Raw genomic sequence first — 23,817 nt, 5'->3', positions numbered from 1 at the left:
CGTGCCATCGGGCATCAGGCCCTGCCCCTGCGTGGCGCGGATCGCGGTGCACAGGTTGGTCTTGCCGCTGAGGCAGCTTTTGCACTGGCGGCATTCGGGGGTGTAAAGCGGGATCACGTGGTCACCCGGCTTCACCGAGGTGACGCCCGGCCCCACTTCACGCACCACGCCCGCGCCTTCGTGGCCCAGGATCGAGGGGAAGATGCCCTCGCTGTCGAACCCGTCGAGCGTATAGGCATCGGTGTGGCACACGCCCGTGGCCATGATCTCCACCAGCACTTCGCCGGCACGCGGACCTTCAAGATCCACTTCCACGATTTCGAGCGGTTGCTTGGGCGCAAAGGCAACGGCGGCGCGGGTCTTCATGGCTTAACTCCAGTTGGTCAGTCGATGGGTTGATGATCGGGAACCGCCGCCATTTCGGCATCGGCATCGCGCATGGGCAGCATCAGGAACAGCACGGCCGAGGCGACCGAACCCATGGCCATGATGATCGACACCGTCAACAGTTGGTCGTCTCCCAACCAGCCAAACAGGGTGCCCGCCAGCAACGGACTTCCCGCAGCGCCCAGCCGCCCCACGCCCAGCGCGAACCCTGTGCCTGTGGCCCGCGCATAGGCCGGAAAGCCGCGCGCGAAGGCCGCATAATAGCCGCTGATCGCCGCATTGGTGAAGAAACCGGCGATCATCGTCGCCCATTGCCACGCCTTGAGCGTATCACGCCCGGTTCCGAACCAGGCCACCATCATCGCGCCGATCAGCAGCATCAGCGCGGTCGGCCACCTGACCCCGAGCCGGGCCATCACGAAGCCGAACAGCGCGCTGCCCAGGAACCCGCCGACGTTGGCATATGTCAGCACCGTGGCCGCCTGCGCCGGAGGATAGCCCGGCGGATAATCGGACACGATCTGCACACCGAACTTCAGGATGTAGTAGAACGTGATGCAGTGGAACGTGTAGCCGAACGCCACGAGCAGGGTGACCGTGCGCAGTCTGGGGTTGGACAGGATATCGGTAACGCGCGGCTTGGCGGCGCCCGCCACGATCACCGGCAGATCGTTGACGGCAGGCTTGCCGAAAGCGGCAAGCGTGCGGTTCACGCCGGCCAGATTGCGCTTCGTCACCAGATAGGCCGCTGTTTCGGGCACCAGCGCCAGAATGATCGGGATCAGAACTGCAGTCACCACCGCGCCGAACACAAATACCGCGTGCCAGCTGTAGGTGGGTAGCAGCCATTCCGAGGCGGCAATTCCGCCGATGATCGCGCCCAGCGGATACCCCGCCACATAGACCGCGATGGCGACGGAGCGCCAGCGGCTGTTGGTGCTTTCGGCGACCACCGCGTTGGTGGTTGTGAGCATTCCGCCGATGCCGATGCCGGTGAGGAAGCGGTAGGCAACCATTGGCTGAACCGACGCCGCAATGCTCGCCAGATACATGCCGATCGCCATCAGCACGAGGCAGACAAGCATGGTGGATTTGCGGCCATAGCGGTCTGCCGCGCCGCCCAGCAGCACCGAACCGAAGCCCATGCCAAGCAGTTCGGCCGAAAGCACCACGCCCAGCGCCGGGCGGGCAATGCCCCAATCGGCAGTGATCCCCGGCGCGGCAAAGGCGCTGGACAGCACGTCAAACCCGTCAAGCGCGTTCAACAGCACCATCAGGACCACCACGATCCATTGACGGACGCCCATCGGCGTCTGCTCGATCACCTCGCGCGGGGTTTGTGACATGCGGCCCGATTCCTCTCCGATAAGGCTTATTGCTATCTGTTATAACTCATTCGTGGATTCGGGAAAGCAGGTCGATCAGCAGCTTCACTTCCTTGTCGGAGAATCGGCTCTTAACCCACGCTTCGTGCTCACCGATGGCCTGCTTGGCGCGGGCCAGCATGGCCACGCCCGCCGGTTCCAGGAACAGCGCCTGCTTGCGTCCATCCTTGTCTGACCGGTCACGCCGCAGGAAATGCTTGGCCTGCAGCCGGTTGATGATCGCCATCGTGGTGGCGCGATCCATGCGCAGGCGCTGCGCCAGGTCAGTCTGCGCGATGCCGGGATGATCATCCACCAGCCAGAGCACCGAAACCTGTTTCTGCGTCAGGTCCAGATCGGTGAACGTCTCGGTAAAGTGGCGCAGGCAGGCACCGTGGGCCAACCGGATGTGGAAGCCCAGGATCTCGTTGATCGCGCCGATGTCCGCTTCGCCATCGGCTGGGGGCGGCGTGGCCACGGCATCGGCGAATTTGTCTTTTATCAATGCGTCGCCTCTCAAACCTGCTTGCCTATTTGTTAGCAAGACTTACAATTCCCGACAAAGAAAATGACGAGGTGGATGCCATGTCTCAATTCCCGTCGAGCCCGAGTTTCACCGGGTTCAACACCCCTTCGCGGATAGAGGCCGATATTGCCGACCTGGCCCACGAAGGCACGATTCCCCCCGAGATGAACGGAGCCTTTTACCGCGTCCAGCCCGACCCGCAATTCCCGCCAAGGCTGGGGGACGACATTGCATTCAACGGCGATGGCATGATCACCCGCTTCCACATCCACGATGGCCAGGTGGATTTCCGCCAGCGCTGGGCCAGGACCGACAAATGGAAGCTGGAGAAGGAAGCAGGCAAGGCACTGTTTGGCGCCTATCGCAACCCGCTGACCGACGATGACAGCGTGAAGGGCGAGATCCGCTCGACCGCCAACACCAACGTCTTCATCTTCGCCGGAAAGCTTTGGGCGATGAAGGAAGACAGCCCGGCGCTGACCATGGACCCGGCGTCGATGGAGACGTTCGGGTTCGAAAGGTTTGGCGGCAAGATGACCGGCCAGACCTTTACGTCCCATCCCAAGATCGATCCACGCACCGGAAACATGGTCGCCATCGGCTATGCCGCCAGTGGCCTGTGCACCGACGATGTCACCTACATGGAAGTGAGCCCCACCGGCGAACTGATCCGCGAGGTGTGGTTCAAGGTGCCGTATTACTGCATGATGCACGATTTCGGCATCACCGAGGATTACCTTGTGCTGCACATCGTGCCTTCGATCGGCAGCTGGGAGCGGCTTGAAAAGGGCCTGCCCCACTTCGGCTTCGATACCACCAAGCCGGTGCACCTTGGCATCATCCCGCGCCGCGACGGGGTGCGGCAGGAAGATATCCGCTGGTTCACCCGCGACAACTGCTTTGCCAGCCACGTGCTCAACGCCTGGCAGGAAGGGACGAAGGTCCATTTCGTGACCTGCGAGGCGAAGAACAACATGTTCCCGTTCTTCCCCGACGTCCACGGCGCGCCGTTCAACGGGATGGAGGCGATAAGCTATCCGACCGACTGGGTGGTCGACATGGCAAGCAACGGCGAGGACTTTGCCGAAGTGGTTCGCCTGTCCGACACGGCCGCGGAGTTCCCGCGCATCGATGACCGCTTTGCCGGGCGCAAGACGCGCCATGGCTGGTTCCTCGAGATGGACATGAAGCGCCCGGTGGAACTGCGCGGTGGCAGTGCGGGCGGCCTGCTGATGAACTGCCTGTTCCACAAGGACTTCGAGACGGGCCGTGAACAGCACTGGTGGTGCGGGCCAGTCTCCAGCCTTCAGGAGCCGTGCTTCGTGCCGCGTTCGAAGGACGCCGCAGAGGGAGATGGCTGGATCGTGCAGGTGTGCAACCGGCTGGAAGAACACCGCAGCGACCTGCTGATCTTCGACGCGCTGGACATCGAGAAGGGCCCGGTGGCCACGGTGAACATCCCCATCCGCCTGCGCTTTGGCCTGCATGGCAACTGGGCGGATGCAGACCAGATCGGGCTTGCCGCATGATCAGGCCCGATCTCGAGTTCGTCTACGAAGCATCCGGCGAGCTCGAGCCCCCGCGCGCCATCGGTGAAACATATGACGGCGCGCGGCGGATCATCCCCATCGTGGGCGGCGGGCGCGTGGAAGGCCCGCTGATCAAAGGAAGGCTGGTGGGCAATGCCGCCGACTGGCAGCTGACCCGCCCCGATGGCGTGACCGTGGCCGATGCGATCTATGCCATTGAAACCGACGACGGCGTGGTCATCCAGATCCGCAATCGAGGCCTGCGCCATGGCCCGCCCGAGGTGATGCAGCGGCTGGCTTCGGGACAGGAGGTTGACCCGGCGGAGTATTACTTCCGCACTGTCCCCGAATTCATCGCGCCCAATGGGCCATACGACTGGCTCAACCGGTCCATCTTCATCTGCTCGGGCGCGCGCTATCCGCTGGGGATCAAGCTGTGGGTGTGGCGGGTGCTCTAACCCGCCCGTTCCAGCAGCGCCGCCTCATCCCTCTGCGCCCTGCGACCGATCAGCAGCATCAAACCCACGATGGGGATCGCGGCGGCATTCACGCTCAACATCGCCATGCGCAGGTTGCCGCTGGCATCGGACAGCAACCCCACCACATAGGGCCCGATCCCCATGCCCAGGATCGTCATCACCAGCAGGTAGAGGCTCGCCGTCAGCCCCCGCATGCGAGGCAGGACCTGATCATACATGATGGCATAGAGCGGCGGCATCCAGCCCGTCAGCACGAAGCTGTAGGGCACGAAGCGCAGCAGGAACTGGTCCGCCGTCGGCGCGGTATAGACCCAGAACGACATGATGGGCGATACGCCCATGGTGAACAGCGCCACCCCGGCCCGCCCACTGCCGGGGAAGCGCCGCTGCAGCCCGTCCGAAAGCGGACCCCACACCAGCGGACCGATGATCCCGATCGCGGCCGACAGCAAACCGAACTTCAGCGCCGTTTCCTGCATCGAGATGTTGTAAGTGCGGATCATGAAGGTGGGATTGAACGCCATCAGCCCATAGTTGATCGACGATTGCAGCGTCCCCACCGCGATGCACATAATCAGCGTGGGGCTGCGCCGGATTACCCGGCTGGCCTGCGGATCCGACAGCGTCAGCCCCTGCACGAGGTTGACGATCACGAACAGGCCAATGCCGATCACGCTCCATTGCAGCACGTGCGGATTGATCGACCACGCGCCCAGCACCATTGGCGGTCGCGGCGACAGCGCATCACTCAGCACCGTCAGCCCCGCCATCGCCGCCACGATCAGCCCCAGCGCACCCAGGTTGCGCCCGATGATCGCGCTGCCGCCCTTGGCGAGCGAGGCCCAGTGAAACCCCGGCGTGACCGAGGCCAGGAGGCGCAGGCTCGCCCGGAACGGCGCGGGATCTGGCGGCGTGGCAATGCCGTCCATCGCGCCGCGTTCGGGCTCGCGCAGCCACCACAGGAAGCCCGCCAGCACGAAGCCTGGCGCCGCAGCGACCAGGAATGCGAACTGCCAGCCCTTCAGCGATGAGCCCGCCGCGTGCGTGGCGTCCCACCAATGCGCCGCCACGCCGCCCAGCACCAGCGATCCACCAAGGCCCAGCGCGATCGCCGATGCCATCACCGCCATCACGAAGCCGCGCCGTTCGCGCGGCCAGTAGTCATAGATCAGCGATGTGCCCGCTGGTGCGGTCGCCGCCTCGCCAATGCCCACGCCCAGTCGCGACAGCGCCAGCAGCGCAAAGCTGGTAGTCAGCCCGGCCAGTCCCGTTGCCGCCGACCAGAACAGGATGGAGAAGGCCAGCAGCCGGTTGCGGATCCACCCATCGGCCAGCCGCCCCACCGGCAGCGAAAACAGCGCATAGAACAGCGCGAACACGGTGCCGTAAAGCAGGCCCATCTCGGCATCGCCGACCCCCAGGTCCTTCTTGATCGCCGGGGCGAGGATGGCGAGGATCTGCCGATCGAGCAGGCTCATCGCATTGGTTGCGGCGATGATCGCCAGCGCCACCCATGCGCCCGGCGCCAGCCTGGCCTTTGCCTGCTCGGTCATTCCCTCTCCCACCGAAATCGTGCCCGGTGCCGGCGGTTCAAAGCTTGAACCACTTCTCCGCGTTGGTCTGGAAGAACTTCTTCTTCGTTTCCGCGCTCATGTCCATCGCATCCATCGCGCGCACCTCGTCAGCCACGTACTGATAGGGATAGTCCATCGCATACATCACGCGGTCCTCGCCCATCACCTGCTGGCAGAACTTGATCGCCGGTTCCCATGCCATGCCTGAATTGGTGACGAGCACGTTGCTCTGCAGGTAACCCGCGATGCTTTTCTTCAGCGGCTTCATCCGCGCATAGCGGTTCGACCGCACGCCGGCCTGGTGCATGTAGTCCAGACGATAGAGCCAATAGGGCAGCGCCTCGCCCATGTGGCCGACCATGATCTGCAGGCTGGGATACCTGTCGAAGATGCCGATGGTGATCAGCCGCAACAGGTGCATGCCGGTCTCCACGCCAAAGCCGAAGATCGCCCCGTCCAGCCCGGCTTCCAGCATCGGATCGATCATCGAATCCGGCGGCGTGGCGGGGTGGATGTAAAGCGGCTGGTCCACGTCGACGAGCGCGCGGAAGATCGGGTCGAAGAATTCCTCGTCCAGATAGCGCCCCTGGGTGTGGCTGTTGATCTGGATGCCCTTGAAGCCCAGTTCCTTCGCTCCGCGATGGATCTCGCGCGCCGACCATTCCGGATCCTGCGGGGCGACGGTGCCCATGCCGATGTAGCGGTCAGGACACTTCTCGCAGGCCGTGGCGAGCGTATCGTTGGCGCGGGTGGCGATGCCCTTGGCTTCCTCGACATCGAGCAGCGGCTGCACGCCGGGCGAGGTCAACGCCAGGATCGCCTTGTCGATGCCGGTGGCATCCATGTCGGCAATGCGCCGCTCGCCCAGATCGAGCAGGCGCTCCATGATCTGCGTGGCACGTTCCGAAGGGCTCTGGGCATAGAAGCCCCACAGCGAGACCATGCCCTTGTCCGCGCTGCCATCGCGCACCATGCGCAGGTACACGTCGATCAGCTCGCGCGTGGCAAAGGCTTCCTCGGTGGCGATGCGCAGATAGCCTTGCGCGCCACCGGTCTTCAGTTCCTGGGTCATCATTACTCTCCGTGCGCGCCGGCGTCCTTCGACAAGCTCAGGACGAGCGGGTCTATGAGCTTGAATTATGCAAGAACCGCTCGTGGTGAGCCTGTCGAACCACCACACGCGGCCTCACCGCTCGATCTCACCCTTCGTGAACCGCCTTGGTCACCATACAGGCCAGCACGCCTTCCGGCCCGTCCTCGGCGCCATGGCCAGACCACTTCACCCCGCCGAACGGTGCATCGGCCCCGCCGATCATCGTGGTGTTCACGCCCACCATGCCGCTTTCCACTTCAGCGGCCAAGCGCTGCTGGCGCTTGGCATCGTTCGTCCACAGATACGCGGCCAGCCCGTATGGGAGACGGTTGGCCTCGGCCACCATGGCCTCTTCATCCCTGAATGGGTTGATCAGCGCGACCGGCCCGAACGGTTCCTCGTTCATGATCGTGGCGTCCAGCGGAACGTCTGACAGTACCGAAGGCGCATAGTAGAACCCGGCATTGCCCAGCCGCTGCCCACCCGTGTGCAGCCTTGCCCCGCGCTGCACCGCATCACCGATCAGCGCGTCGATCGCCTCGGGCCGGCGCGGATTGGCCATCGGGCCCATCTGCACGCCATCGTCCATGCCGTTGCCCACCTTGATCGCCTTCGCCCGTTCGACAAAGCCATCGCGAAAGCGCTCGAACACGCTTTCCTCCACGATGAAGCGGGTGGGCGAAACGCAGACCTGCCCGGCATTGCGATACTTGTGCGGCACCACCGTATCCAGCGTACGCTCGATGTCGGCATCGGCAAAGACCATCACCGGCCCGTGCCCACCCAGCTCCATCGTCGTGCGGATGCAGTTGTCCGCCGCCAGCCGCATCAGGTGCTTGCCCACCACGGTCGATCCGGTGAAGCTCAGCTTGCGGATCACCGGGCTGGCCAGCAGGTGGCGGCTCACCTCGTCGGGCACGCCGAACACCGCCTGCGCCACTTGCCTGGGCAGGCCTGCGTCCAGCAGGCACTGCAGCACGCCCAGTGCCGAAGCAGGCGTTTCTTCCGCCGCTTTCAAGATGACCGAACATCCCGCCGCGATCGGCGCGCCCAGCTTGCGCCCCGGATTGCCCAGCGGAAAGTTCCACGGCGCAAAAGCGGCCACCGGGCCAACAGGCTCATGCGTCACCGTGCTGCGCATGCCCTCCGGGCGCACCAGCGTGCGACCATAAAGCCGCTGCACTTCGCCGGCATAGAAATTGAACAGCCCGACGTTCATCATCACTTCGATGCGCGCTTCGGGCAGGGTCTTGCCCTGTTCCATCGTGGCGATGCGGGCCAGGTCCTCCTGCCGCTCCAGCATCAGCCGCGCCGCGCCCTGCAACACGGCCGCACGTTGTTGCGGAGTGGACTTGCGCCAGATGCGGAAACCCTGCGCCGCAACATCCAGCGCACGATCGAGGTCTGCTGCTTCGGCCAGCGAAAGTTCGCCGACGGTCTCGCCCGTGGCCGGGTTCACCACCGCATGCGTGCGCCGCCCGCCACCACTCACGCGCTGGCCATCGATGATCATGTGGAGAGAGGGATACTGGGTCATGGGCCTGCCGTGATGTGCGTCCGCGGGCATGGGAGGAGGGGAATACGCCCGCGGACGCGGTTGAACGCGTCAAGGGATGCGCGGGATCAGCCGCGCGCCTTCTCGCGTTCAATATCCCCCTGCCAGCGCTGCGCCACCATTTCCTCGCCGGTGATCGGATGGGGGAAATGGAAGGCGTTCAGCTTGTGCGTCGGCCACAGCCAGTGCCCTTCGATCAGTTCATCGGGCCCGGTCGGATCCTGGGGCCAGGTCACCTTGGGGAACGGCACGTATTCATGCGGCGTGTTGGCCCATCCACTTTCGAAATCGGCATGCCACACCGGCATGTAGTTCAGGATGTGGATGCGCCACTTGCCGTCCACCTTCTTGTAGGTGTTCTCGTAGATGCCGCCTTCCCACCACTGGCGTGCCTTCAGGTGTGGGGCGTCGCCTTCGTAATCCTTGTGACGACCTGCCTGCATCATCGAACGCGCACGGGCCAATGCGGTCACGCCATCATCCTGGATGTGGATGATGTCCTGCAGCTGCGGATGATCCAGCAGGAAACCGTCGATCGGCCCGTTGTTGCCATAGGTGAAGCGGCCCTGGAAGCGCTCGACATAGAGCCGGCGGACACCTTCCTTGCCTTTCCAGATTCCGCCGAAGAAGCGCACTTCGCCGTCGTCGGTGAACAGGTCCACCGTCTCGTTGTACATGCACTTGTCGATCAGGTAGCCATAAAGGTGCTGCAACTTGCGGATATCCAGCTCATCCTCGCGCACCGTCAGGCGGCGCTCCAGTTCGGCCAGCTTGCCTTCCAGCACGGCAATACGATCGTCGGACATCTCAAACCCCCGCTTTATATTTAGTTTGCATTACTAACAATCTGTCCGCAGACGCAGGCGCTGTCAACGCCCCTTCAGCCGAAAATCCGCAATCAACGGCCTTCGGCCGACCGTCTGCAGTTAACGGCCTTCGGCCTCGAGCCGTTCAACTTCCTCGCGATAGGGGCGGATCGCGCGGAACATCAGCAGCGTCGCCAGCGGCATCAGCACCGACGCGGTGATCAGCATCGCCTTCCACAGCTGCGTCGGATCACCCACCACCACGTCCTGCACACGCCCCACCACAAAGCTGCCCATCGCGCCGAAGAACGTAAACATGAACAGGTAGAACGCGGTCACCTGTCCGCGCATGTCGTTGGGCGCCACGCGCTGAACGGCTGCGTTCTGCGGCACCGCCCCGGCAATGCCGAACATGCCCGAAAAGCCGAACAGGATCAGCGCGCCCCATGCCGATGGCATCAGGATTGCCGCGATCGTGCACACCGTCGTCCCGGCAAAGCAGCAGGTGGCGGCGCGCACATTGGCATCCTTGTGCCGCTTGGCCAGCCATTCCACGAACACGCCGCCCAGCAGCAGCCCGGCCAGCGATGATACCAGGATGATCCCGCCCAGTGCGGCGCCGATCTGCCCTTCGTTCCAGCCAAAGGTGCGCACCATGAACGGCACCCGCCAGAACTGAAGGCCGAAGGTTTCCACCGCGCTCAGCGCCAGCGCGCCGAACAGCGGGTAATAGACTCTCGGCTTGGCGTTGATCGCACGGAACGCGTCCAGCCCCATGAAGGTCAGGATGCGGCGACCGAGCCCCGCATCGCGCGGCACCATTGGCGCATCGTGCGCCGGGGCCAGCCGTTGCGGCTCCTGCACGGTCAGGAACAGCAGGCCGACCAGGATTGCGGGCAGGCCCATCAGGATCAGGATCCATTGCCAGCCGAAGATGGTCAGCGGGCCAAGCTGCGAAGGCTGCCAGTGGGCTGTTGCCATCACCAGCATTCCGCCGATCGGCGGGCCCAATGTGGTGCCGCCGATGAAGCCGAACTGCAGCAGGGCGAAGGCGCGGGTCAGCGTCTTGGGTGGAAATGCGTCGGCCAGCAGCGAATAGGATGACGGCGCGTGGGCCGATCCGCCCGCCGCAAGGAACACCCGGCTACCCACGAACTGCGCGAAGTTCTGCGCCAGCCCGCCCAGCGAGATGATCACGCCCACCAGCGCCGCCCCGCCCGCCAGCACATACTTTCGGGGATAGATGTCGGCCAGCCGCGCCAGCGGGATGCCCACGAAGAAGTAGCAGATGATGCTCGCCGGACCGGCCAGGAAGCCCAGCTGGGAATCGGTCAGGCCAAAGTCATGCTTGATCCGCTCGGCCAGCATGCCGAACGTCACCGCGTCGAAAAAGGTGATGAACGTCGCCAGCACGATCACCAGCAGCGCCCAGTAGGCCGCGCCCGCGCTCGGCCACTGCCGCTCCCCAGCGGACGGTCCGCCCTCTCCCGCCTCGACGACCGCCGGGGCTGCTGCACCTGCCATCTGCTCTCCTCTCCCGGCGCCCGGCCTCCTTGATTCGAGACCTTTTTGCGTACCGATAATTGTTAGTCTTGCATACAATTCGCGGCTGGTGAATATCAAAAGCAGAATCAGAACATCGGAGAGGAAGAATGCAGAACCTTGAAGGCAAGACCGCCTTTGTCACGGGTGGTGCCAGCGGCATCGGGCTCGGCATCGCCAAGGCGCTGCTGGGCGCGGGCATGAACGTGGTGATCGCCGACATCCGCGATGACCACCTCGCCGCCGCCACCGCCGAACTGGCCGGCGGAGACCGGGTTCTCGCGGTGAAGCTGGACGTGACCAACCGTGTCCAGTTCGCTGAAGTGGCCGATGCGGCGGAAGCCCGGTTCGGCAAGATCCACCTGCTCGTCAACAACGCCGGCGTCGCCGTGGTCGGGCCCACGGAACTGGCCACCTATGCCGATTGGGACTGGGTGATGGGTGTCAACGTGGGGGGCACGATCAACGGCATCGTCACCATGCTGCCGCGCATCCTGGCCCATGGCGAAGGCGGGCATATCGTCTGCACCGCATCGATGAGCGCGCTGGTGCCGGTGGGCATGACCACGATCTATTCCTCGGGCAAGGCGGCGGTGACCAGCATGATGGAATGCATGCGCCCTGAGCTGGAGGGGCGCGGGGTGATCTGCAGCGCGTTCTGCCCCGGCGCGGTCCAATCCAACATCGCCGATGCCGCGAAGACCCGCCCGGCCGACCTGGCCGATACCGGCTATGCCGAGGCGGACAAGCGCCGCGCTTCGGGCGGCAACTTCATGCACCTGTACCAGACCAAGGAACAGGTCGGCCAGCGCGTGCTTGAAGGCATCCTCAACGACGAGCTGTATATCCTGACCCACAGCGAGTTCCTCGACGGCGTGCGCGAACGTGGTGAGGCGACAACTGCGGCCGTGCAGACGCACCTGCCCGAGAACCCGGAATACAAGCAGACCTTCGCCATGCTGTTCCGCAACCCCGCCATCACCGACGAGATTGCCCGGCAGGCCAAGCTGAAGGAGGCACGCGGCGCATGAAGGACTTCACGGGCCGTACGGCATTCGTGACCGGCGGGGCCAACGGCGTGGGCATCGGGCTGGTGCGCCAGCTGCTGAACGAAGGGTGCAAGGTGGCCATCGCCGACATCCGGCAGGACGCCATCGACAAGGCGCTGGCCACGCTGGACAACCGCGAGGTGATGGGCGTGCAGCTGGACGTGTCCAGCCGCGAAGCGTTCAGGATCGCCGCCGACGAGGTGGAGGCCGCGTTCGGACCGGTTTCGATCCTGTGCAACAATGCCGGGGTCAACCTGTTCCAGACGATCGAGGACTCGTCTTATGACGATTGGGACTGGCTGCTGGGCGTCAACCTGCATGGCGTGATCAACGGGGTGATGACCTTTGTCCCGCGCATGGTGGAACGGGTGAAGGCCGGCACGCAGACCGGCGGTCATGTGGTCAACACTGCATCGATGGCGGCGTTTCTGGGCGCGGGGGTCCCCGGCATCTACAACACCACCAAGTTCGCGGTTCGCGGCCTTTCGGAAAGCCTGCATTACAGCCTGCTGCAATACGGCATCGGCGTGTCGGTGCTGTGCCCGGGGCTGGTCAAAAGCTATATCTACGCCAGCGACGACGTGCGTCCCGACGCGCTGAAAGGCGCGATGAAGCCGGTCGATCCCGCGGCGGTGGAGCGGCTGCAGGGCCTGCACGAATTCGGCATGGAGCCCGACGTGATCGGCGCGCGGGTGATCGAGGCGATGCGCGCCAACCGGCTGCACATCTTCAGCCACCCGGATCACAAGGAGGAAGTCCGGCAGATCTTCGACGAGATCATCGCCGAGTACCAGGACTATCCCAAGGACCCCGGATACGACCAGCGCGTGGCCTTCGAGAAGTTCCGTGCAGACAGCTTTGCCGCAGCACGCCGCAAAAGCCGAGAAGCGGACTTCTGAACGCTCGGAACGCCTTGAACCGAGGCGCGCCGTCCGGCTTCCCACGGCGCGCGGTCACAGCACCTTGGTATAAGTCCTGAGATTGCCGCACGGATCGGTCGTGCTAGTCCCGGGTGGCAGGTCGGACCACCTAAGGGATTGAAAAATGAACGATAACCCGAATGCCCAGGCCGCCCGGGAGTTGAGCCTTGAAGAAGATCGCCGCCGCGTGGCGTTCAATTACGCGCTGCATATGGGCGAGCCCGAGGACTGGGCCGATGTGATCAAGAACGCCCGCCGCATCGAGCGCTACCTGAAGGAAGGCTGATCGCGATGGCCCCGCTCAGGCCGGATGAGGGCTGTAGCGGGGCCGTTCGGCCAAGATTACGGTGGCGTCAGACCAGCGAGTTGGAACTTGCGCCAAGCTCGGCAAAATAGCGCGCCATGGCGTCTGCGGCCTTGTCGGTAAGGGTGATGAACGCGCGGCGACGGTCGGTTTCATCGTCCACGCGCTGAAGCAGGCCGGCATCGGTCATCTGCCCGATCCAGCGCAGCGCCGTGGTAGGCGGCACGCCGGAAGCGATGCAGAGCGAGGTGACCGACACGCGCACATGCTCGACGCGCGCGGCGGTGAGATCGAGCAGCATGTCCCACGCCGGATCGGCGAAGAGATCCCCTTCGAAAAAGCGGGCGCGCAGCTGGCGCTGGCGGATGATCTTGCGCACCAGCCGCGGATCGGGGAGCGGCGGCCGGGCCGCGCGGACAAGGCGGTCTCCGGTGTCGTCGTAGCGCGGCTCGCCCGCGGCGGGCACGGGCGCAGCGCCGTTGGCCGGTGTGGCGCCATCGAAGCGGAAGGCGTTGGTTTCGGCCTGCGCCGGTGCCTGCCCGGAAAGCTGCTCAAGCTTCTGCGCGATGTGGCTGACCTGTTCGGTCAGGCGCAGCAGCGAGATGCGGTCTTCCTCTGACAGTTCGCGCACACGGTTGCCGTTGCGGGCCAGCACCCGTCCGAGGGCGATGACACGGTCTGCGCGGCCGGGATTGACGAGAATCTGGGCATCGCTTTCATCCAGGCAGCCATAGACGTCATCGAGCGAACCCATCGACGTGGACACCACGAGATGCGAGCCGGACCGCGCCGCTCGCGCATCCAGATTGCACAGTGCGTTCAGTTCAGGACCGTCAATGACCGGACAATCGACCAGCACCAGATCACCCAACGCCGGCATCGAAGACTCTTCGAACAACCGCGCCAGATCACTCGCCTCGGCCACGCGGAGGCCGGCTGCGGCTGCATCTTCCGCCATTTCGGCACGGAGATAGCTGCGATCGGCGTAGATCGAGACCGCAAGAGCCGACGCGCTCCGGCCGGTGGAGCTTTCGAAGTGACCACCGCCCGAATGGCTGCCGTTATCGTTACCGAACTCGTAATCGATCTGCACGGCGACCCTTTCCATGCGAGCTTCCCGTTCCCCGGCACGCCCATACGCACGGGCACGCGAACAAGAGTGGAACGAAAGGCAATAAGGTCAACTACGGATACGTCGAATATGGATCAAGGCGCAATGACGATCGGCGTGCCGTCTCCCACTCGTGCCCACAATTCCTCTATTTCTTCGTTGCTTAAGGCAATGCAACCGTCGGTCCAATCGCCTTCCGGTCGCTCCGCAATGCCGTTTGGCTGGCCATGAATGAAGATGGCGCCCCCCGGATTGCGCCCATGCGCAGCGGCGAAGGCGCGGTCTGCCGAATCGGGATAGGAGATGTGCAGCGAGAGGTGATACGCGCTGTCCGGGTTGCCCCAATCGATCACATAGCGCCCTTCGGGCGTGCGTTCGTCGCCCTCGAAATGCTTGGGTCCGACCGGTTCATCACCCAGTTGGATGCCGGCAAAGGTGCGAATGACGCGGCCCTGCGCATCGAGCAGGGTGAGGCGCCGGGCCGCCTTTTCCACCAGCAGGGAATCAGCCGGTTCAAGATCCGCCGCGCCCCCGCTGCTTGAAACCAGCAGGAACAGCATGGCTGCAGGGGCAAGCACGCGGGGCATGGCGCAGGTATAACCCGAGCCATGCCGAACCGTAACCGCGATCTCGCCAGGAGCCTTCGCCCCCGCAACGTCAATCGACGAAGGGATCGCGGACGAGGATCGTGTCTTCGCGTTCGGGCGATGTGCTGACCAGCGCCACCGGCGTTTCAATCAGTTCCTGCACGCGCTGGATGTACTTGATCGCCTGCGCCGGCAGGTCAGCCCACGATCGGGCACCGGCGGTGGTGCCGCTCCAGCCGTCCATTTCCTCGTAGATCGGCTCGACTTCGGCTTGGTCGGCGGCGTGGGCGGGGAAAAAGTCCAGAACCTTGCCGCGCAGGCGGTAGCCGGTGCAGATCTTCACCTTCTCGAACCCGTCGAGCACGTCGAGCTTGGTCAGGGCGATGCCGGTGACGCCCGAGATGGCGCAGGACTGACGCACCAGCACGGCATCAAACCAGCCGCAGCGGCGCTTGCGCCCGGTGACGGTGCCGAATTCGTGGCCACGTTCGCCCAGGCGCTGGCCAGTCTCGTCCTCAAGCTCGGTGGGGAACGGGCCGGAGCCGACGCGGGTGGTATAGGCCTTGACGATGCCGAGCACGAAGCCGGTGGAATTGGGGCCGAGCCCCGAACCCGAAGCGGCAGTGCCTGACACCGTGTTCGAAGAGGTGACGAAGGGATAGGTGCCGTGATCGACATCGAGCAGCACGCCCTGCGCACCTTCGAACAGGATGCGTGCGCCGGCCTTGCGCACCTTGTTCAGGCGCTGCCACACCGGCTGGGCAAACTGGAGGACGAACGGCGCGATCTCGCGCAGTTCGGCAAGCAGCGCCTCGCGATCCACCGGCGGCTGGCCGAAGCCGGCGCGCAGCGCATCGTGGTGGGCGCAAAGGCGATCGAGCTGCGCATCGAGCGCATCGAGATGGGCGAGATCGCACACGCGGATGGCGCGACGGCCGACCTTGTCTTCATAGGCCGGGCCGATGCCACGGCCGGTGGTGCCAATCTTGCCCGCACCGGCGGCCTGTTCACGCAGGCCATCAAGATCGCGGTGCAGCGGCAGGATCAGCGGGCAATTGTCGGCAATGCCGAAATTGTCGGCATTGATCGCCACGCCCTGCCCGGTCAGCTTCTCGATCTCCGCCTTCAGCGCCCAGGGATCGAGCACCACGCCATTGCCGATCAGCGAGAGTGTGCCGGTGACGATGCCCGAGGGGAGCAGGCTGAGCTTGTAGGTGACATCGCCGACGACGAGCGTATGGCCAGCATTGTGCCCGCCCTGGAAGCGGACGACGGCATCGGCGCGGCTGGCCAGCCAGTCGACGATCTTGCCCTTGCCTTCATCGCCCCACTGGGCGCCGATCACGGTTACGTTGGCCATGGATATACTCCTCCACCCTGCCAAGGTGGATCCTGAGACGCCCTTCGACAGGACTCGGCGTAGCGGATGGTTCGATCGGGCGGCAGACACCCGGATTTCGAGGCGCGCCCTAGGGTGAAGGGGCGCGCGAAGTCAAGGATTCGTCATGCTGCGACGGGGGTTTCTCCGTCGAGGACATGGCTGCAGCCAAGCGCTTGCGCCGTATCGTCCGCACTCAAGGCCGCCACGGTGCGCCAGCCAATGGCGCGCAGCCGGGCGGCGGCTTCGCGATCGTGGCCAAGGGGGAGGAACAGACGGTCTTCCTGCGGCTCGTCAGCCTCGATCAGCCGGATCAGCGCATCGGGATAGAGCGAGAAACCAGTGGCGGGTTCACCCTGCCCCGCCGCGCCGCCGGCGATGCGGTAGGTGCCGCCGCGGCCGAGCGGCCCGCGCACGCCATCGGCATAGAGCGTGAAGCCGAACCATGACTGGTATTCAAAGCCGTGGCGCTCACTGGGGTCGAGCGTGACGCGCGCCGCACCGCCCAGGTTGGCGGCGATATCGCGCAGCGCGGCGATGCGGCTGGCGAGAGCACCGCCCGCATCGATGGCCGCCAGCTTTTCAATCGCCGTGTCGAAATCACCGGTCGCGTAAAGCAGCGGAACGTAGGCCTCGCCACCCGCATCGCGCAGGCCGCCCGCGTCCTTGGTGTCCAGTTCACGGCGCACCGCTTCGATCTGGCCTGCCGCAAGCGGGAAGGCTTTTTCGGCCAGCGTGTCCACAAGGTCGGGCAGCGTAAAATCGACGCTGACGCCCTTTGCACCGGCGGCCTGCAGAGCTTCCACGGCAATGCCCACGATCTCGGTGGCGGCGGCGACATTGTCCGCACCGATCAGTTCGGCGCCGCACTGCAACTTCTCGCGCGCCGGATCTAGCCCGTCGCTCTTGATGGTCAGCACCTGCCCCGCATACATCAGCCGCAGCGGACGCGCCGCTTCGGCAAGCCGCGTCTGCGCGATGCGGCCGATCTGCGGGGTGTGGTCGCTGCGCAGCCCCATCATCCGCAGGGATGACGGATCGGTGAAGCGGAACATGCGCCTGCTCTGGATGCCGGCCATGCGCGCAGCCAAGCTCTTTTCGAATTCGATCATCGGCGGCAGCACACGGTCATAGCCGTGGCCGTGCATCACATCCTGAAGGCTGCGCATCACGCGCGTGGTGGCCGCCGCCTCGCGCGGCAGGCGGTCCTCAAGCCCTTCGGGCAGCAGGCTGGAATCGACGTCGGTCATGGGCTGCGCGCTTAGCGGGAACTTTCGGGCCTGTCGAAAGGAAAGGGCGAAAGGAAAAGGGGCGGCTGCGTTGCCGCAACCGCCCCTGGTTGTCTGATCACCGTGGATGGCAGGATCAGAACTTGAGAGCCTTGACCACGCGCACGCCCTGCACGTCGCGCGCGGCCTTGAGCACGTCCTCACTCACCGGGCTGTCGAGCGAGAGCAGCAGCACCGCCTCGCCACCGGCGTCACGACGGCCGAGGTGGAAGGTGCCGATGTTGATGCCCGCTTCGCCCAGCAGCGTGCCGATGCGGCCGATGAAGCCGGGCGCGTCGGTGTTGACGATATAGAGCATATCGCCGTCGAGATCGGCCTCGATACCGATGCCGAAGATTTCGACGAGGCGCGGCTGGCCATTGCCGAACAGCGTCCCCGCCACCGAGCGCTCACCTTGGCTGGTGCCGACGGTGACGCGCACCAGCGTGCGGTATTCGCCTTCGCGGTCATGGCGCACTTCGCGCACGTCAAGCCCACGCTCCTTGGCCAGGAACGGCGCGTTGACCATGTTCACGGTCTGCGAATAATGGCTCATCAGGCCGGCAAGCACGGCGGCCGTGATCGGCTTCTGGTTGAGCTGCGCGGCGGCGCCCTCAACTTCGATGGCGATCTTGGTCAGGTTGTCGTGCGCCAGCTGGCCCACCAGCGAGCCCAGCTTTTCCGCCAGCGCCATGTAGGGGCGCAGCTTCGGCGCTTCCTCGGCCGAGAGCGAGGGCATGTTGAGCGCGTTGGTGACGCCGCCGTTGACGAGGTAGTCGGCCATCTGCTCGGCCACCTGCAGCGCCACGTTGACCTGCGCTTCGGTGGTGCTGGCGCCCAAGTGCGGGGTGCAGATGAAGTTGGGCGTGCCAAACAGCGGGGAATCCTTGGCTGGCTCGGTCTCGAACACGTCAAGCGCGGCGCCCGCCACGTGGCCCGAATCCAGCGCATCCTTCAGCGCCGCCTCGTCGATCAGGCCGCCGCGCGCACAGTTGACGATGCGGACGCCCTTCTTCGTCTTGGCAAGGTTTTCGCGACTGAGGATGTTGCGCGTCTCGCTGGTCAGCGGGGTGTGCAGCGTGATGAAGTCGGCCTTCGCCAGCAGCGTGTCGAGATCGGCCTTCTCCACGCCCATCTCGATCGCGCGTTCGGGGGTGAGGAAGGGATCGTAGGCGACGACCTTCATCTTCAGGCCCAGCGCGCGGCTGGCGACGATCGAGCCGATATTGCCCGCGCCGATCAGGCCCAGCGTCTTGCCGGTAACTTCCACGCCCATGAAGCCGTTCTTCGGCCACAGGCCCGCCTGGGTCTGCGTGTTCGCCTCGGGGATCTGGCGCGCAAGCGCGAAGATCATGGCGATGGCGTGTTCGGCGGTGGTGATCGAGTTGCCGAACGGGGTGTTCATCACCACCACGCCCTGCGCCGAAGCAGCCGGGATATCGACGTTGTCAACGCCGATGCCGGCGCGGCCGATGACCTTGAGGTTGGTGGCGGCGGCCAGGATTTCCTTGGTTACCTTGGTCGAGGAACGGATGGCGAGACCATCGTATTCACCGATGCGCGCGGTCAGCTGTTCCGGCGTCTCACCGGTGATCACGTCCACGTCGCAGCCCATCTCGGTGAAGATGCGGGCGGCGTTGGGGTCCATCTTGTCGGAAATGAGAACCTTGGGCTTGGTCATGTCTTTGATCCTTCGTCATCCCGGAAAGGCCGGGACCCCGCAGGTGCGCGGGCTGGAAAACGAAAGCGGGACCCCGGAAAAAGTCCGGGGTGACGCCAAGTGGCAGGGAAAATCAGGCCGCGGCGAGTTCCGCCTTGGTCGCCTCGTAGGCCCAGTCGAGCCAGGGACCCAACGCCTCGATATCCTCGGCGTTCACGGTCGCGCCGCACCAGATGCGCAGGCCCGCAGGGGCATCGCGATATCCGGCCACGTCATAGGCGGCGTCCTGCTTTTCCAGCAGGGCGGCAAACTTCTTGATGAAGTCCGCGTCCGCGCCTTCGACCGAAAGGCAGACCGAAGTCTTGGACCGGGTCGCTTCGTCAGCCGCGAGGTGCGAGAGCCACGAACGATCTTCGACGATCTTGTTCAGCGCCGCCGCATTGGCGTCGCTGCGCGCCTGCAGGCCCTTCAACCCGCCAAGGCCCTTGGCCCATTCCAGCGCAAAGATCGCGTCTTCCACCGCCAGCATCGACGGAGTGTTGATCGTCTCGCCCTTGAACACGCCTTCGGCCAGCTTGCCCTTGGAAACCAGGCGGAACACCTTGGGCAACGGCCAGGCGGGGGTGTAGGTTTCGAGCCGTTCGACCGCGCGGGGGCCCAGGATCAGCACGCCGTGGCCGCCTTCACCGCCCAGCACCTTCTGCCAGGAGAACGTGGCGATGTCGATCTTCGACCAGTCGATGTCATAGGCGAAGACTGCCGACGTCGCGTCAGCGAAGGACAGGCCTTCACGATCCGCAGGGATGAAATCGGCGTTCGGCACGCGCACGCCGCTGGTGGTGCCGTTCCAGGTGAACAGCACGTCGTTCGACCAGTCGATGGCCGACAGGTCGGGAATCTGGCCGTAGTCGGCGCGCAGGATCGTGGGATCGAGCTTGAGCTGCTTGGCAGCGTCCGTCACCCAGCCTTCGCCGAACGATTCCCACGCCAGCGTGGTCACCGGGCGGGCGCCCAGCATCGTCCACATCGCCATTTCGAAAGCGCCGGTATCCGAACCCGGAACGATGCCGATGCGGTGCGTATCGGGCAGCTGCAACACTTCGCGCATCAGGTCGATGCAGTACTGAAGGCGCGACTTGCCGATCTTGGCACGGTGCGAACGGCCGAGCGATTCGGTGACGAGCTTTTCGGGGGCATATCCGGGCGGCTTGGCGCAGGGACCGGACGAGAAATGCGGGCGCGCAGGCTTGCGAGCCGGTACAGTAGCAGTCATGTAGACTCTCCTCACAGAGAGCACGCGCGGCGTTGGGACCGCGTGGCCCGCTGGCCGCCCTAGAGAGCGCGGCGGGGAAGTCAAGCAAATGCGGTGAACCGTACCGCAGACCGTGGGGATAACCTGGCGGCGTCAATCCTTCCTTAACCACGCAAAGCGCAGATTTCCGGGCATGGCAAAGGCGTTCATCCCCTTCGTGCATGCTGCGGCGTTTTCCGCGCTGCTGGCAGGATGCGTGGATGCGCCGAGCCCTGCGCGCCGCCCGCCTTCGCCGATGGCGATGGGCACGACCGCGCAGACGCCCTCGGCACAGGCATGCCTCGCCAGCCTCGGCCGCACCCAGGCGAACTTCACCCCCCTGCCCGATCAGTACTTCGGTGCGGGCTGCGCCACGCTCAACACCGTGCGCCTGTCCTACCTGCGCAGCGATTACAGCCAGCTTCAGCTGTCCAACATCGGCCCGGTCACCTGCAACCTCGCCAACACCCTGTCAGGCTGGGCACGCTTCGGCGTGGACCGCGCGGCGCGGCAGATCCTGGGCAGCCCGCTGAAACGGATCGACACGATGGGCAGCTACAACTGCCGCAACGTGGCCGGCACCGAACGGCGCAGCGCCCACGCCACCGCCAATGCGGTGGACATCGGCGGCTTCACCCTGGAAGACGGCCGCCGCATCAACGTGCTGCGTGACTGGAATTCCGACGACACCCAGGTCCGCGCCTTCCTGCGCACCGTGCGCGACAGCGCCTGCAAACGCTTCGGCACCGTGCTGACGCCGGACTACAATTCCGCCCACCACGATCACCTGCACCTAGAAACGGGTGGCGCGCGGCCGTTCTGTAGATAGGCAATTCTCCCTCTCTCGATCGCAATCCCCGAGAGATCACTTCCCCTCCGCCCCCCTGGGTGCGGAGGGGTTTTCTTGTAAGGGGAACGCGCAGACCATTCGCTCGTTGAGATCGGTTCGACTGAAGCGAGGGTGTGCATGATCGGCTGGTTTCGCGAACGGTATCTGGACCTGCTGGGCTCGATCTACATCTACAACGAACATCGGGGTTATACCGCGCTGGATCGCGTGCTTGAGGCCGTAAAGGTGCGTTCGCCGGATGACGTGGCGCTGATCGGGGCGATCGAGCGGCACCGGGCGGACGAGCGCAAGCATTACATGATGTTCCGCCGCTGGTTCGAACTGCGCGGCACGATGCCGCTGATGGTGGATCGCACGTGCGGGCACATCGACCGCTTCGTGGAGATCATGTTCCGACGCGGAATCGATGCGCTGGATACGCAGGCGGTGGTGGCCCGGGAAGACCTGTTCGAGCGGCTTTGCCGGGTGATCGCGCTGACCGAGCGGCGCGGGCACAAACAGGTGGAAGTGCTGCTGAAGCATCCGCTGGTGCGGCATGACCGGGCGCTGATGACGATCTTCAGGGTGATCGAGCGCGACGAGCCGAGCCACTGGGCGCCTTACGAAGGCTGGCTGGCGAGGCACGGCAAGCGGGAGCCGCGCTGGTGGGAACGTGCGATTGACACGTTCATCCACGGGGAACTGCTGCTGCTGAAGCTGCCCGTGCTGTTCATCGCCCCGGTGCGCCGCAGGACGCAGTGGGCCGATGCAGGGGAACTGGTAAGCGCTTAAGCGGCGACGTCGCCCAGACCGGCGGCTTCGATGCGCAGGCGCACCGCTTCGGCCGCATGACGCGCACCAAGCTTGCCCATCATCTTCATGCGATGGATTTCCACGGTACGCGGGCTGATGTCGAGATCGCGGGCGATCGCCTTGTTGCTGCAGCCTTCGGCCAGGCGATCGAGCACTTCGCGTTCGCGCAGCGAAAGGCGGGCAATGCGCTGGCGGGCTTCGGCGGCGCGGGCACGCTGGGCGCGGTGCGCTTCGGCTTCGCGCGCGGCACGGGCCACGGCCTCGTTCAGCGGGGCGATCTGCTGGGGGACGGCCAGGTAATCGAGTGCGCCGGCCTTGATCGCGCGAACCACGGCTGCGGTCTGCGGCTCTTCACAGATGGCCACCACCGGAAGCCACTGCCCCGCGCGCATCATCGCGGCGATCAATGCGGGAACCCCTTCGCCAACCGGGTCATCATGCGCCAGCACCAGGCCGGTGCCAGGCGCATGGGCCAGAAGCTCGTCCGCGTTGGCGTAGATCTCGGCATGGTGCCCCGCAGCGAAGGCGAGGCGGGCGAGCTGGGCCCGACGGGCGGAGTCGCCATCGAGAATGTGCAGGGTGACGCGGTCGATCATGAGTGAAGGAGAAACACCCTCCTCCGCAGGCACGCCACCAGCGATAGTTTCATTCCGGACCCAGCCAGAACCCTCAGCACGCGTACTTACCGCTTGCTGCTTAGGGAATTCTCCTCCGGTTCGGAGACGATTGACGGAGAGAATGGCGGATTCGGGGCGAAGGGTGTGGTCCATGCTCTGGTAAATATCACCGCAACCTTCCGCTTCGGTTGAGGGGCATCGCTAATTACCTAGATCACAACACCTAGTATCACTACTTATATCAACGGTTTACCGCGCGCCATCCGATGGTGTGGAATCCTCGGCAAAGCTGTAGGACGGTAGTGAATGAAATGCCTGGCGCAGGGCTTCGCTCCACCCTGACGAGATCTGGTGAAAGTAAGGATCGCTGGCGAGGATGCGCCTGGAATGCAGCGGATCGAAACGGTCTCGCTCCAGAACCTGGAGATCGAAGGGCAGGCCGACGGAAAGGTTTGCCGCCAGAGTGGAATCGAAACTGACCATCAGCAGCTTAACCGCGTCCTCGAACGTCATCCGCCGGTCATATCCGCGCAGAAGGATCGGGCGGCCATACTTGGTTTCGCCGATCTGGAAGAACGGCGTGTCATAACTCGCCTCGATGAAGTTGCCTTCGGGGTAGATCAGGAAAAGGCGCGGTTCCATGTCGCGGATCTGGCCGGCCACGATCATCGAGGCGGTGAAGCGCGGCCCTTCCCCCTGCATGCCGCCATCCTGCCGCCCCTCGATCACATCGCGCAGCAGGCGGCCCACCTGGGTGGCGACCTGGAACATCGTCGGCGCCTCCATGATCGAGGGCCGCCGGTCGCTCGGCGCCTTGTTGCGCTCCTCCAGCTGGCTGATCACCGCCTGCGTGGTGGCAAGGTTGCCCGCAGTGAGAATGGTGATCACCCGCTCTCCCGCGATCGACCAGGTGTGCATCTTGCGGAACACCGAGATGTTGTCGACGCCCGAGTTCGTGCGGGTGTCGCTCATCAGCACCAGCCCCTTGTCCAGCAGCATCCCCACGCAATAGGTCATTGTAGAAGGTCCTTGTCGGGTGCGCCTTGGGCATCCGCCCAAGGCTTGCGGCACCGGCCCGCTCCCCCGCCCGGCCACCCACAGCGTACGATTGCGTTGGGTGGCCGGGCGGGGGAGC

23 protein-coding genes are annotated in these 23,817 nt (G+C 64.8%); 7 read left to right on the top strand and 16 right to left on the bottom strand.

Annotated features, from left to right (window positions below; genetic code table 11):
• The 3 genes from POM99_RS20835 to POM99_RS20825 all read right to left on the bottom strand — a co-directional run.
• A partial coding sequence (locus tag POM99_RS20835; RefSeq protein ID WP_277280614.1) for an alcohol dehydrogenase catalytic domain-containing protein occupies nt 1-366 on the bottom strand: 366 nt, incomplete at its 3' end.
• Between the two features lie 17 nt (nt 367-383).
• A complete protein-coding gene (locus POM99_RS20830) occupies nt 384-1,733 on the bottom strand; it encodes an MFS transporter (RefSeq protein ID WP_277280613.1) in 1,350 nt (449 codons plus the stop codon).
• A gap of 46 nt (nt 1,734-1,779) precedes the next feature.
• Nucleotides 1,780-2,229, bottom strand: a complete 450-nt coding sequence (locus POM99_RS20825; protein WP_277280612.1) for a Saro_0803 family transcriptional regulator — start codon at nt 2,227-2,229, stop codon at nt 1,780-1,782.
• Between the two features lie 107 nt (nt 2,230-2,336).
• Here POM99_RS20825 and POM99_RS20820 point away from each other — a divergent pair, with 107 nt between their 5' ends.
• Both POM99_RS20820 and POM99_RS20815 read left to right on the top strand, forming a co-directional pair.
• The gene (locus POM99_RS20820) at nt 2,337-3,806 is read left to right on the top strand and encodes a lignostilbene-alpha,beta-dioxygenase (RefSeq protein WP_277280611.1); all 1,470 of its coding nucleotides are present in this window, start codon (nt 2,337-2,339) and stop codon (nt 3,804-3,806) included.
• Nucleotides 3,803-4,264: a DUF3237 domain-containing protein gene (locus POM99_RS20815; protein ID WP_277280610.1), complete on the top strand. Its 462-nt coding sequence runs from the start codon at nt 3,803-3,805 to the stop codon at nt 4,262-4,264. The genes POM99_RS20820 and POM99_RS20815 overlap by 4 nt, the downstream gene beginning before the upstream one ends.
• Here POM99_RS20815 and POM99_RS20810 read toward each other — a convergent pair.
• From POM99_RS20810 to POM99_RS20790, 5 genes are all read right to left on the bottom strand, one after another.
• A complete protein-coding gene (locus POM99_RS20810; RefSeq protein WP_277280609.1) occupies nt 4,261-5,838 on the bottom strand; it encodes an MFS transporter in 1,578 nt (525 codons plus the stop codon). The two genes, POM99_RS20815 and POM99_RS20810, sit on opposite strands and share 4 nt — an antisense overlap.
• A gap of 37 nt (nt 5,839-5,875) precedes the next feature.
• Complete coding sequence (locus POM99_RS20805) at nt 5,876-6,931, bottom strand: amidohydrolase family protein (protein ID WP_277280608.1); 1,056 nt, start codon at nt 6,929-6,931, stop codon at nt 5,876-5,878.
• Between the two features lie 127 nt (nt 6,932-7,058).
• The gene (locus tag POM99_RS20800; protein ID WP_277280607.1) at nt 7,059-8,489 is read right to left on the bottom strand and encodes an NAD-dependent succinate-semialdehyde dehydrogenase; all 1,431 of its coding nucleotides are present in this window, start codon (nt 8,487-8,489) and stop codon (nt 7,059-7,061) included.
• Between the two features lie 86 nt (nt 8,490-8,575).
• Nucleotides 8,576-9,313 carry a nuclear transport factor 2 family protein gene (locus POM99_RS20795; RefSeq protein ID WP_277280606.1) on the bottom strand — a complete coding sequence of 246 codons (738 nt, stop codon included), beginning with the start codon at nt 9,311-9,313 and terminating at the stop codon, nt 8,576-8,578.
• Nucleotides 9,314-9,433: 120 nt separating this feature from the next.
• A complete protein-coding gene (locus tag POM99_RS20790) occupies nt 9,434-10,837 on the bottom strand; it encodes an MFS transporter (protein ID WP_277280605.1) in 1,404 nt (467 codons plus the stop codon).
• Between the two features lie 128 nt (nt 10,838-10,965).
• On the opposite strand from POM99_RS20790, the gene POM99_RS20785 reads away from it, so the two are divergent.
• From POM99_RS20785 to POM99_RS20775, 3 genes are all read left to right on the top strand, one after another.
• A complete protein-coding gene (locus tag POM99_RS20785) occupies nt 10,966-11,886 on the top strand; it encodes an SDR family NAD(P)-dependent oxidoreductase (protein ID WP_277280604.1) in 921 nt (306 codons plus the stop codon).
• Nucleotides 11,883-12,803: an SDR family NAD(P)-dependent oxidoreductase gene (locus POM99_RS20780; RefSeq protein WP_277280603.1), complete on the top strand. Its 921-nt coding sequence runs from the start codon at nt 11,883-11,885 to the stop codon at nt 12,801-12,803. The genes POM99_RS20785 and POM99_RS20780 overlap by 4 nt, the downstream gene beginning before the upstream one ends.
• 145 nt (nt 12,804-12,948) lie before the next feature.
• Nucleotides 12,949-13,110: a hypothetical protein gene (locus tag POM99_RS20775; protein WP_277280602.1), complete on the top strand. Its 162-nt coding sequence runs from the start codon at nt 12,949-12,951 to the stop codon at nt 13,108-13,110.
• Between the two features lie 67 nt (nt 13,111-13,177).
• Here POM99_RS20775 and POM99_RS20770 read toward each other — a convergent pair whose 3' ends face one another.
• The 6 genes from POM99_RS20770 to POM99_RS20745 form a co-directional block, all read right to left on the bottom strand.
• Nucleotides 13,178-14,236 (bottom strand): winged helix DNA-binding protein, encoded by a 1,059-nt coding sequence (locus POM99_RS20770; RefSeq protein WP_277280601.1) that lies wholly within the window; start codon nt 14,234-14,236, stop codon nt 13,178-13,180.
• A gap of 98 nt (nt 14,237-14,334) precedes the next feature.
• Nucleotides 14,335-14,826: a L,D-transpeptidase family protein gene (locus POM99_RS20765; RefSeq protein ID WP_277280600.1), complete on the bottom strand. Its 492-nt coding sequence runs from the start codon at nt 14,824-14,826 to the stop codon at nt 14,335-14,337.
• A 70-nt stretch (nt 14,827-14,896) separates the two neighbouring features.
• Nucleotides 14,897-16,186, bottom strand: a complete 1,290-nt coding sequence (locus POM99_RS20760; RefSeq protein WP_277280599.1) for an adenylosuccinate synthase — start codon at nt 16,184-16,186, stop codon at nt 14,897-14,899.
• Nucleotides 16,187-16,329: 143 nt separating this feature from the next.
• Nucleotides 16,330-17,454 (bottom strand): ATP phosphoribosyltransferase regulatory subunit, encoded by a 1,125-nt coding sequence (locus POM99_RS20755; protein ID WP_277280598.1) that lies wholly within the window; start codon nt 17,452-17,454, stop codon nt 16,330-16,332.
• A 115-nt stretch (nt 17,455-17,569) separates the two neighbouring features.
• Nucleotides 17,570-19,153: a phosphoglycerate dehydrogenase gene (gene serA, locus POM99_RS20750; RefSeq protein WP_277280597.1), complete on the bottom strand. Its 1,584-nt coding sequence runs from the start codon at nt 19,151-19,153 to the stop codon at nt 17,570-17,572.
• A 112-nt stretch (nt 19,154-19,265) separates the two neighbouring features.
• Nucleotides 19,266-20,405, bottom strand: coding sequence for a phosphoserine transaminase (locus POM99_RS20745; RefSeq protein WP_277280596.1), 1,140 nt, complete (start codon nt 20,403-20,405; stop codon nt 19,266-19,268).
• 172 nt (nt 20,406-20,577) lie between these two features.
• Between POM99_RS20745 and POM99_RS20740 the strand changes: the two genes are divergently transcribed.
• Nucleotides 20,578-21,252 carry an extensin family protein gene (locus POM99_RS20740; RefSeq protein ID WP_277280595.1) on the top strand — a complete coding sequence of 225 codons (675 nt, stop codon included), beginning with the start codon at nt 20,578-20,580 and terminating at the stop codon, nt 21,250-21,252.
• 138 nt (nt 21,253-21,390) lie between these two features.
• Complete coding sequence (locus POM99_RS20735; protein WP_277280594.1) at nt 21,391-22,044, top strand: ferritin-like domain-containing protein; 654 nt, start codon at nt 21,391-21,393, stop codon at nt 22,042-22,044.
• Here the strand turns inward: POM99_RS20735 and POM99_RS20730 are convergent.
• Nucleotides 22,041-22,661 (bottom strand): response regulator transcription factor, encoded by a 621-nt coding sequence (locus tag POM99_RS20730; protein ID WP_277280593.1) that lies wholly within the window; start codon nt 22,659-22,661, stop codon nt 22,041-22,043. The two genes, POM99_RS20735 and POM99_RS20730, sit on opposite strands and share 4 nt — an antisense overlap.
• 270 nt (nt 22,662-22,931) lie before the next feature.
• The gene (locus POM99_RS20725) at nt 22,932-23,699 is read right to left on the bottom strand and encodes a proteasome-type protease (protein WP_277280592.1); all 768 of its coding nucleotides are present in this window, start codon (nt 23,697-23,699) and stop codon (nt 22,932-22,934) included.
• Nucleotides 23,700-23,817: the final 118 nt, after the last annotated feature.

This window comes from Novosphingobium cyanobacteriorum, assembly GCF_029436685.1.
GTDB classification, from domain to species: domain Bacteria; phylum Pseudomonadota; class Alphaproteobacteria; order Sphingomonadales; family Sphingomonadaceae; genus Novosphingobium; species Novosphingobium cyanobacteriorum.
This window is presented reverse-complemented; position numbering and strand designations above follow the sequence as displayed.

What these genes read in the sequence shown, in the direction of transcription:
- POM99_RS20780 (WP_277280603.1), top strand. Translation starts at nt 11,883, where the DNA reads ATGAAGGACTTCACGGGCCGTACGGCATTCGTGACCGGCGGGGCCAAC.
- POM99_RS20740 (WP_277280595.1), top strand. Translation starts at nt 20,578, where the DNA reads ATGGCAAAGGCGTTCATCCCCTTCGTGCATGCTGCGGCGTTTTCCGCG.
- POM99_RS20745 (WP_277280596.1), bottom strand. Translation starts at nt 20,405, where the DNA reads ATGACTGCTACTGTACCGGCTCGCAAGCCTGCGCGCCCGCATTTCTCG.
- POM99_RS20765 (WP_277280600.1), bottom strand. Translation starts at nt 14,826, where the DNA reads ATGCCCCGCGTGCTTGCCCCTGCAGCCATGCTGTTCCTGCTGGTTTCA.
- POM99_RS20795 (WP_277280606.1), bottom strand. Translation starts at nt 9,313, where the DNA reads ATGTCCGACGATCGTATTGCCGTGCTGGAAGGCAAGCTGGCCGAACTG.
- POM99_RS20755 (WP_277280598.1), bottom strand. Translation starts at nt 17,454, where the DNA reads ATGACCGACGTCGATTCCAGCCTGCTGCCCGAAGGGCTTGAGGACCGC.
- POM99_RS20815 (WP_277280610.1), top strand. Translation starts at nt 3,803, where the DNA reads ATGATCAGGCCCGATCTCGAGTTCGTCTACGAAGCATCCGGCGAGCTC.
- POM99_RS20760 (WP_277280599.1), bottom strand. Translation starts at nt 16,186, where the DNA reads ATGGCCAACGTAACCGTGATCGGCGCCCAGTGGGGCGATGAAGGCAAG.
- POM99_RS20785 (WP_277280604.1), top strand. Translation starts at nt 10,966, where the DNA reads ATGCAGAACCTTGAAGGCAAGACCGCCTTTGTCACGGGTGGTGCCAGC.
- POM99_RS20725 (WP_277280592.1), bottom strand. Translation starts at nt 23,699, where the DNA reads ATGACCTATTGCGTGGGGATGCTGCTGGACAAGGGGCTGGTGCTGATG.
- POM99_RS20820 (WP_277280611.1), top strand. Translation starts at nt 2,337, where the DNA reads ATGTCTCAATTCCCGTCGAGCCCGAGTTTCACCGGGTTCAACACCCCT.
- serA (WP_277280597.1), bottom strand. Translation starts at nt 19,153, where the DNA reads ATGACCAAGCCCAAGGTTCTCATTTCCGACAAGATGGACCCCAACGCC.
- POM99_RS20730 (WP_277280593.1), bottom strand. Translation starts at nt 22,661, where the DNA reads ATGATCGACCGCGTCACCCTGCACATTCTCGATGGCGACTCCGCCCGT.
- POM99_RS20770 (WP_277280601.1), bottom strand. Translation starts at nt 14,236, where the DNA reads ATGGAAAGGGTCGCCGTGCAGATCGATTACGAGTTCGGTAACGATAAC.
- POM99_RS20735 (WP_277280594.1), top strand. Translation starts at nt 21,391, where the DNA reads ATGATCGGCTGGTTTCGCGAACGGTATCTGGACCTGCTGGGCTCGATC.
- POM99_RS20830 (WP_277280613.1), bottom strand. Translation starts at nt 1,733, where the DNA reads ATGTCACAAACCCCGCGCGAGGTGATCGAGCAGACGCCGATGGGCGTC.
- POM99_RS20775 (WP_277280602.1), top strand. Translation starts at nt 12,949, where the DNA reads ATGAACGATAACCCGAATGCCCAGGCCGCCCGGGAGTTGAGCCTTGAA.
- POM99_RS20810 (WP_277280609.1), bottom strand. Translation starts at nt 5,838, where the DNA reads ATGACCGAGCAGGCAAAGGCCAGGCTGGCGCCGGGCGCATGGGTGGCG.
- POM99_RS20790 (WP_277280605.1), bottom strand. Translation starts at nt 10,837, where the DNA reads ATGGCAGGTGCAGCAGCCCCGGCGGTCGTCGAGGCGGGAGAGGGCGGA.
- POM99_RS20805 (WP_277280608.1), bottom strand. Translation starts at nt 6,931, where the DNA reads ATGACCCAGGAACTGAAGACCGGTGGCGCGCAAGGCTATCTGCGCATC.
- POM99_RS20800 (WP_277280607.1), bottom strand. Translation starts at nt 8,489, where the DNA reads ATGACCCAGTATCCCTCTCTCCACATGATCATCGATGGCCAGCGCGTG.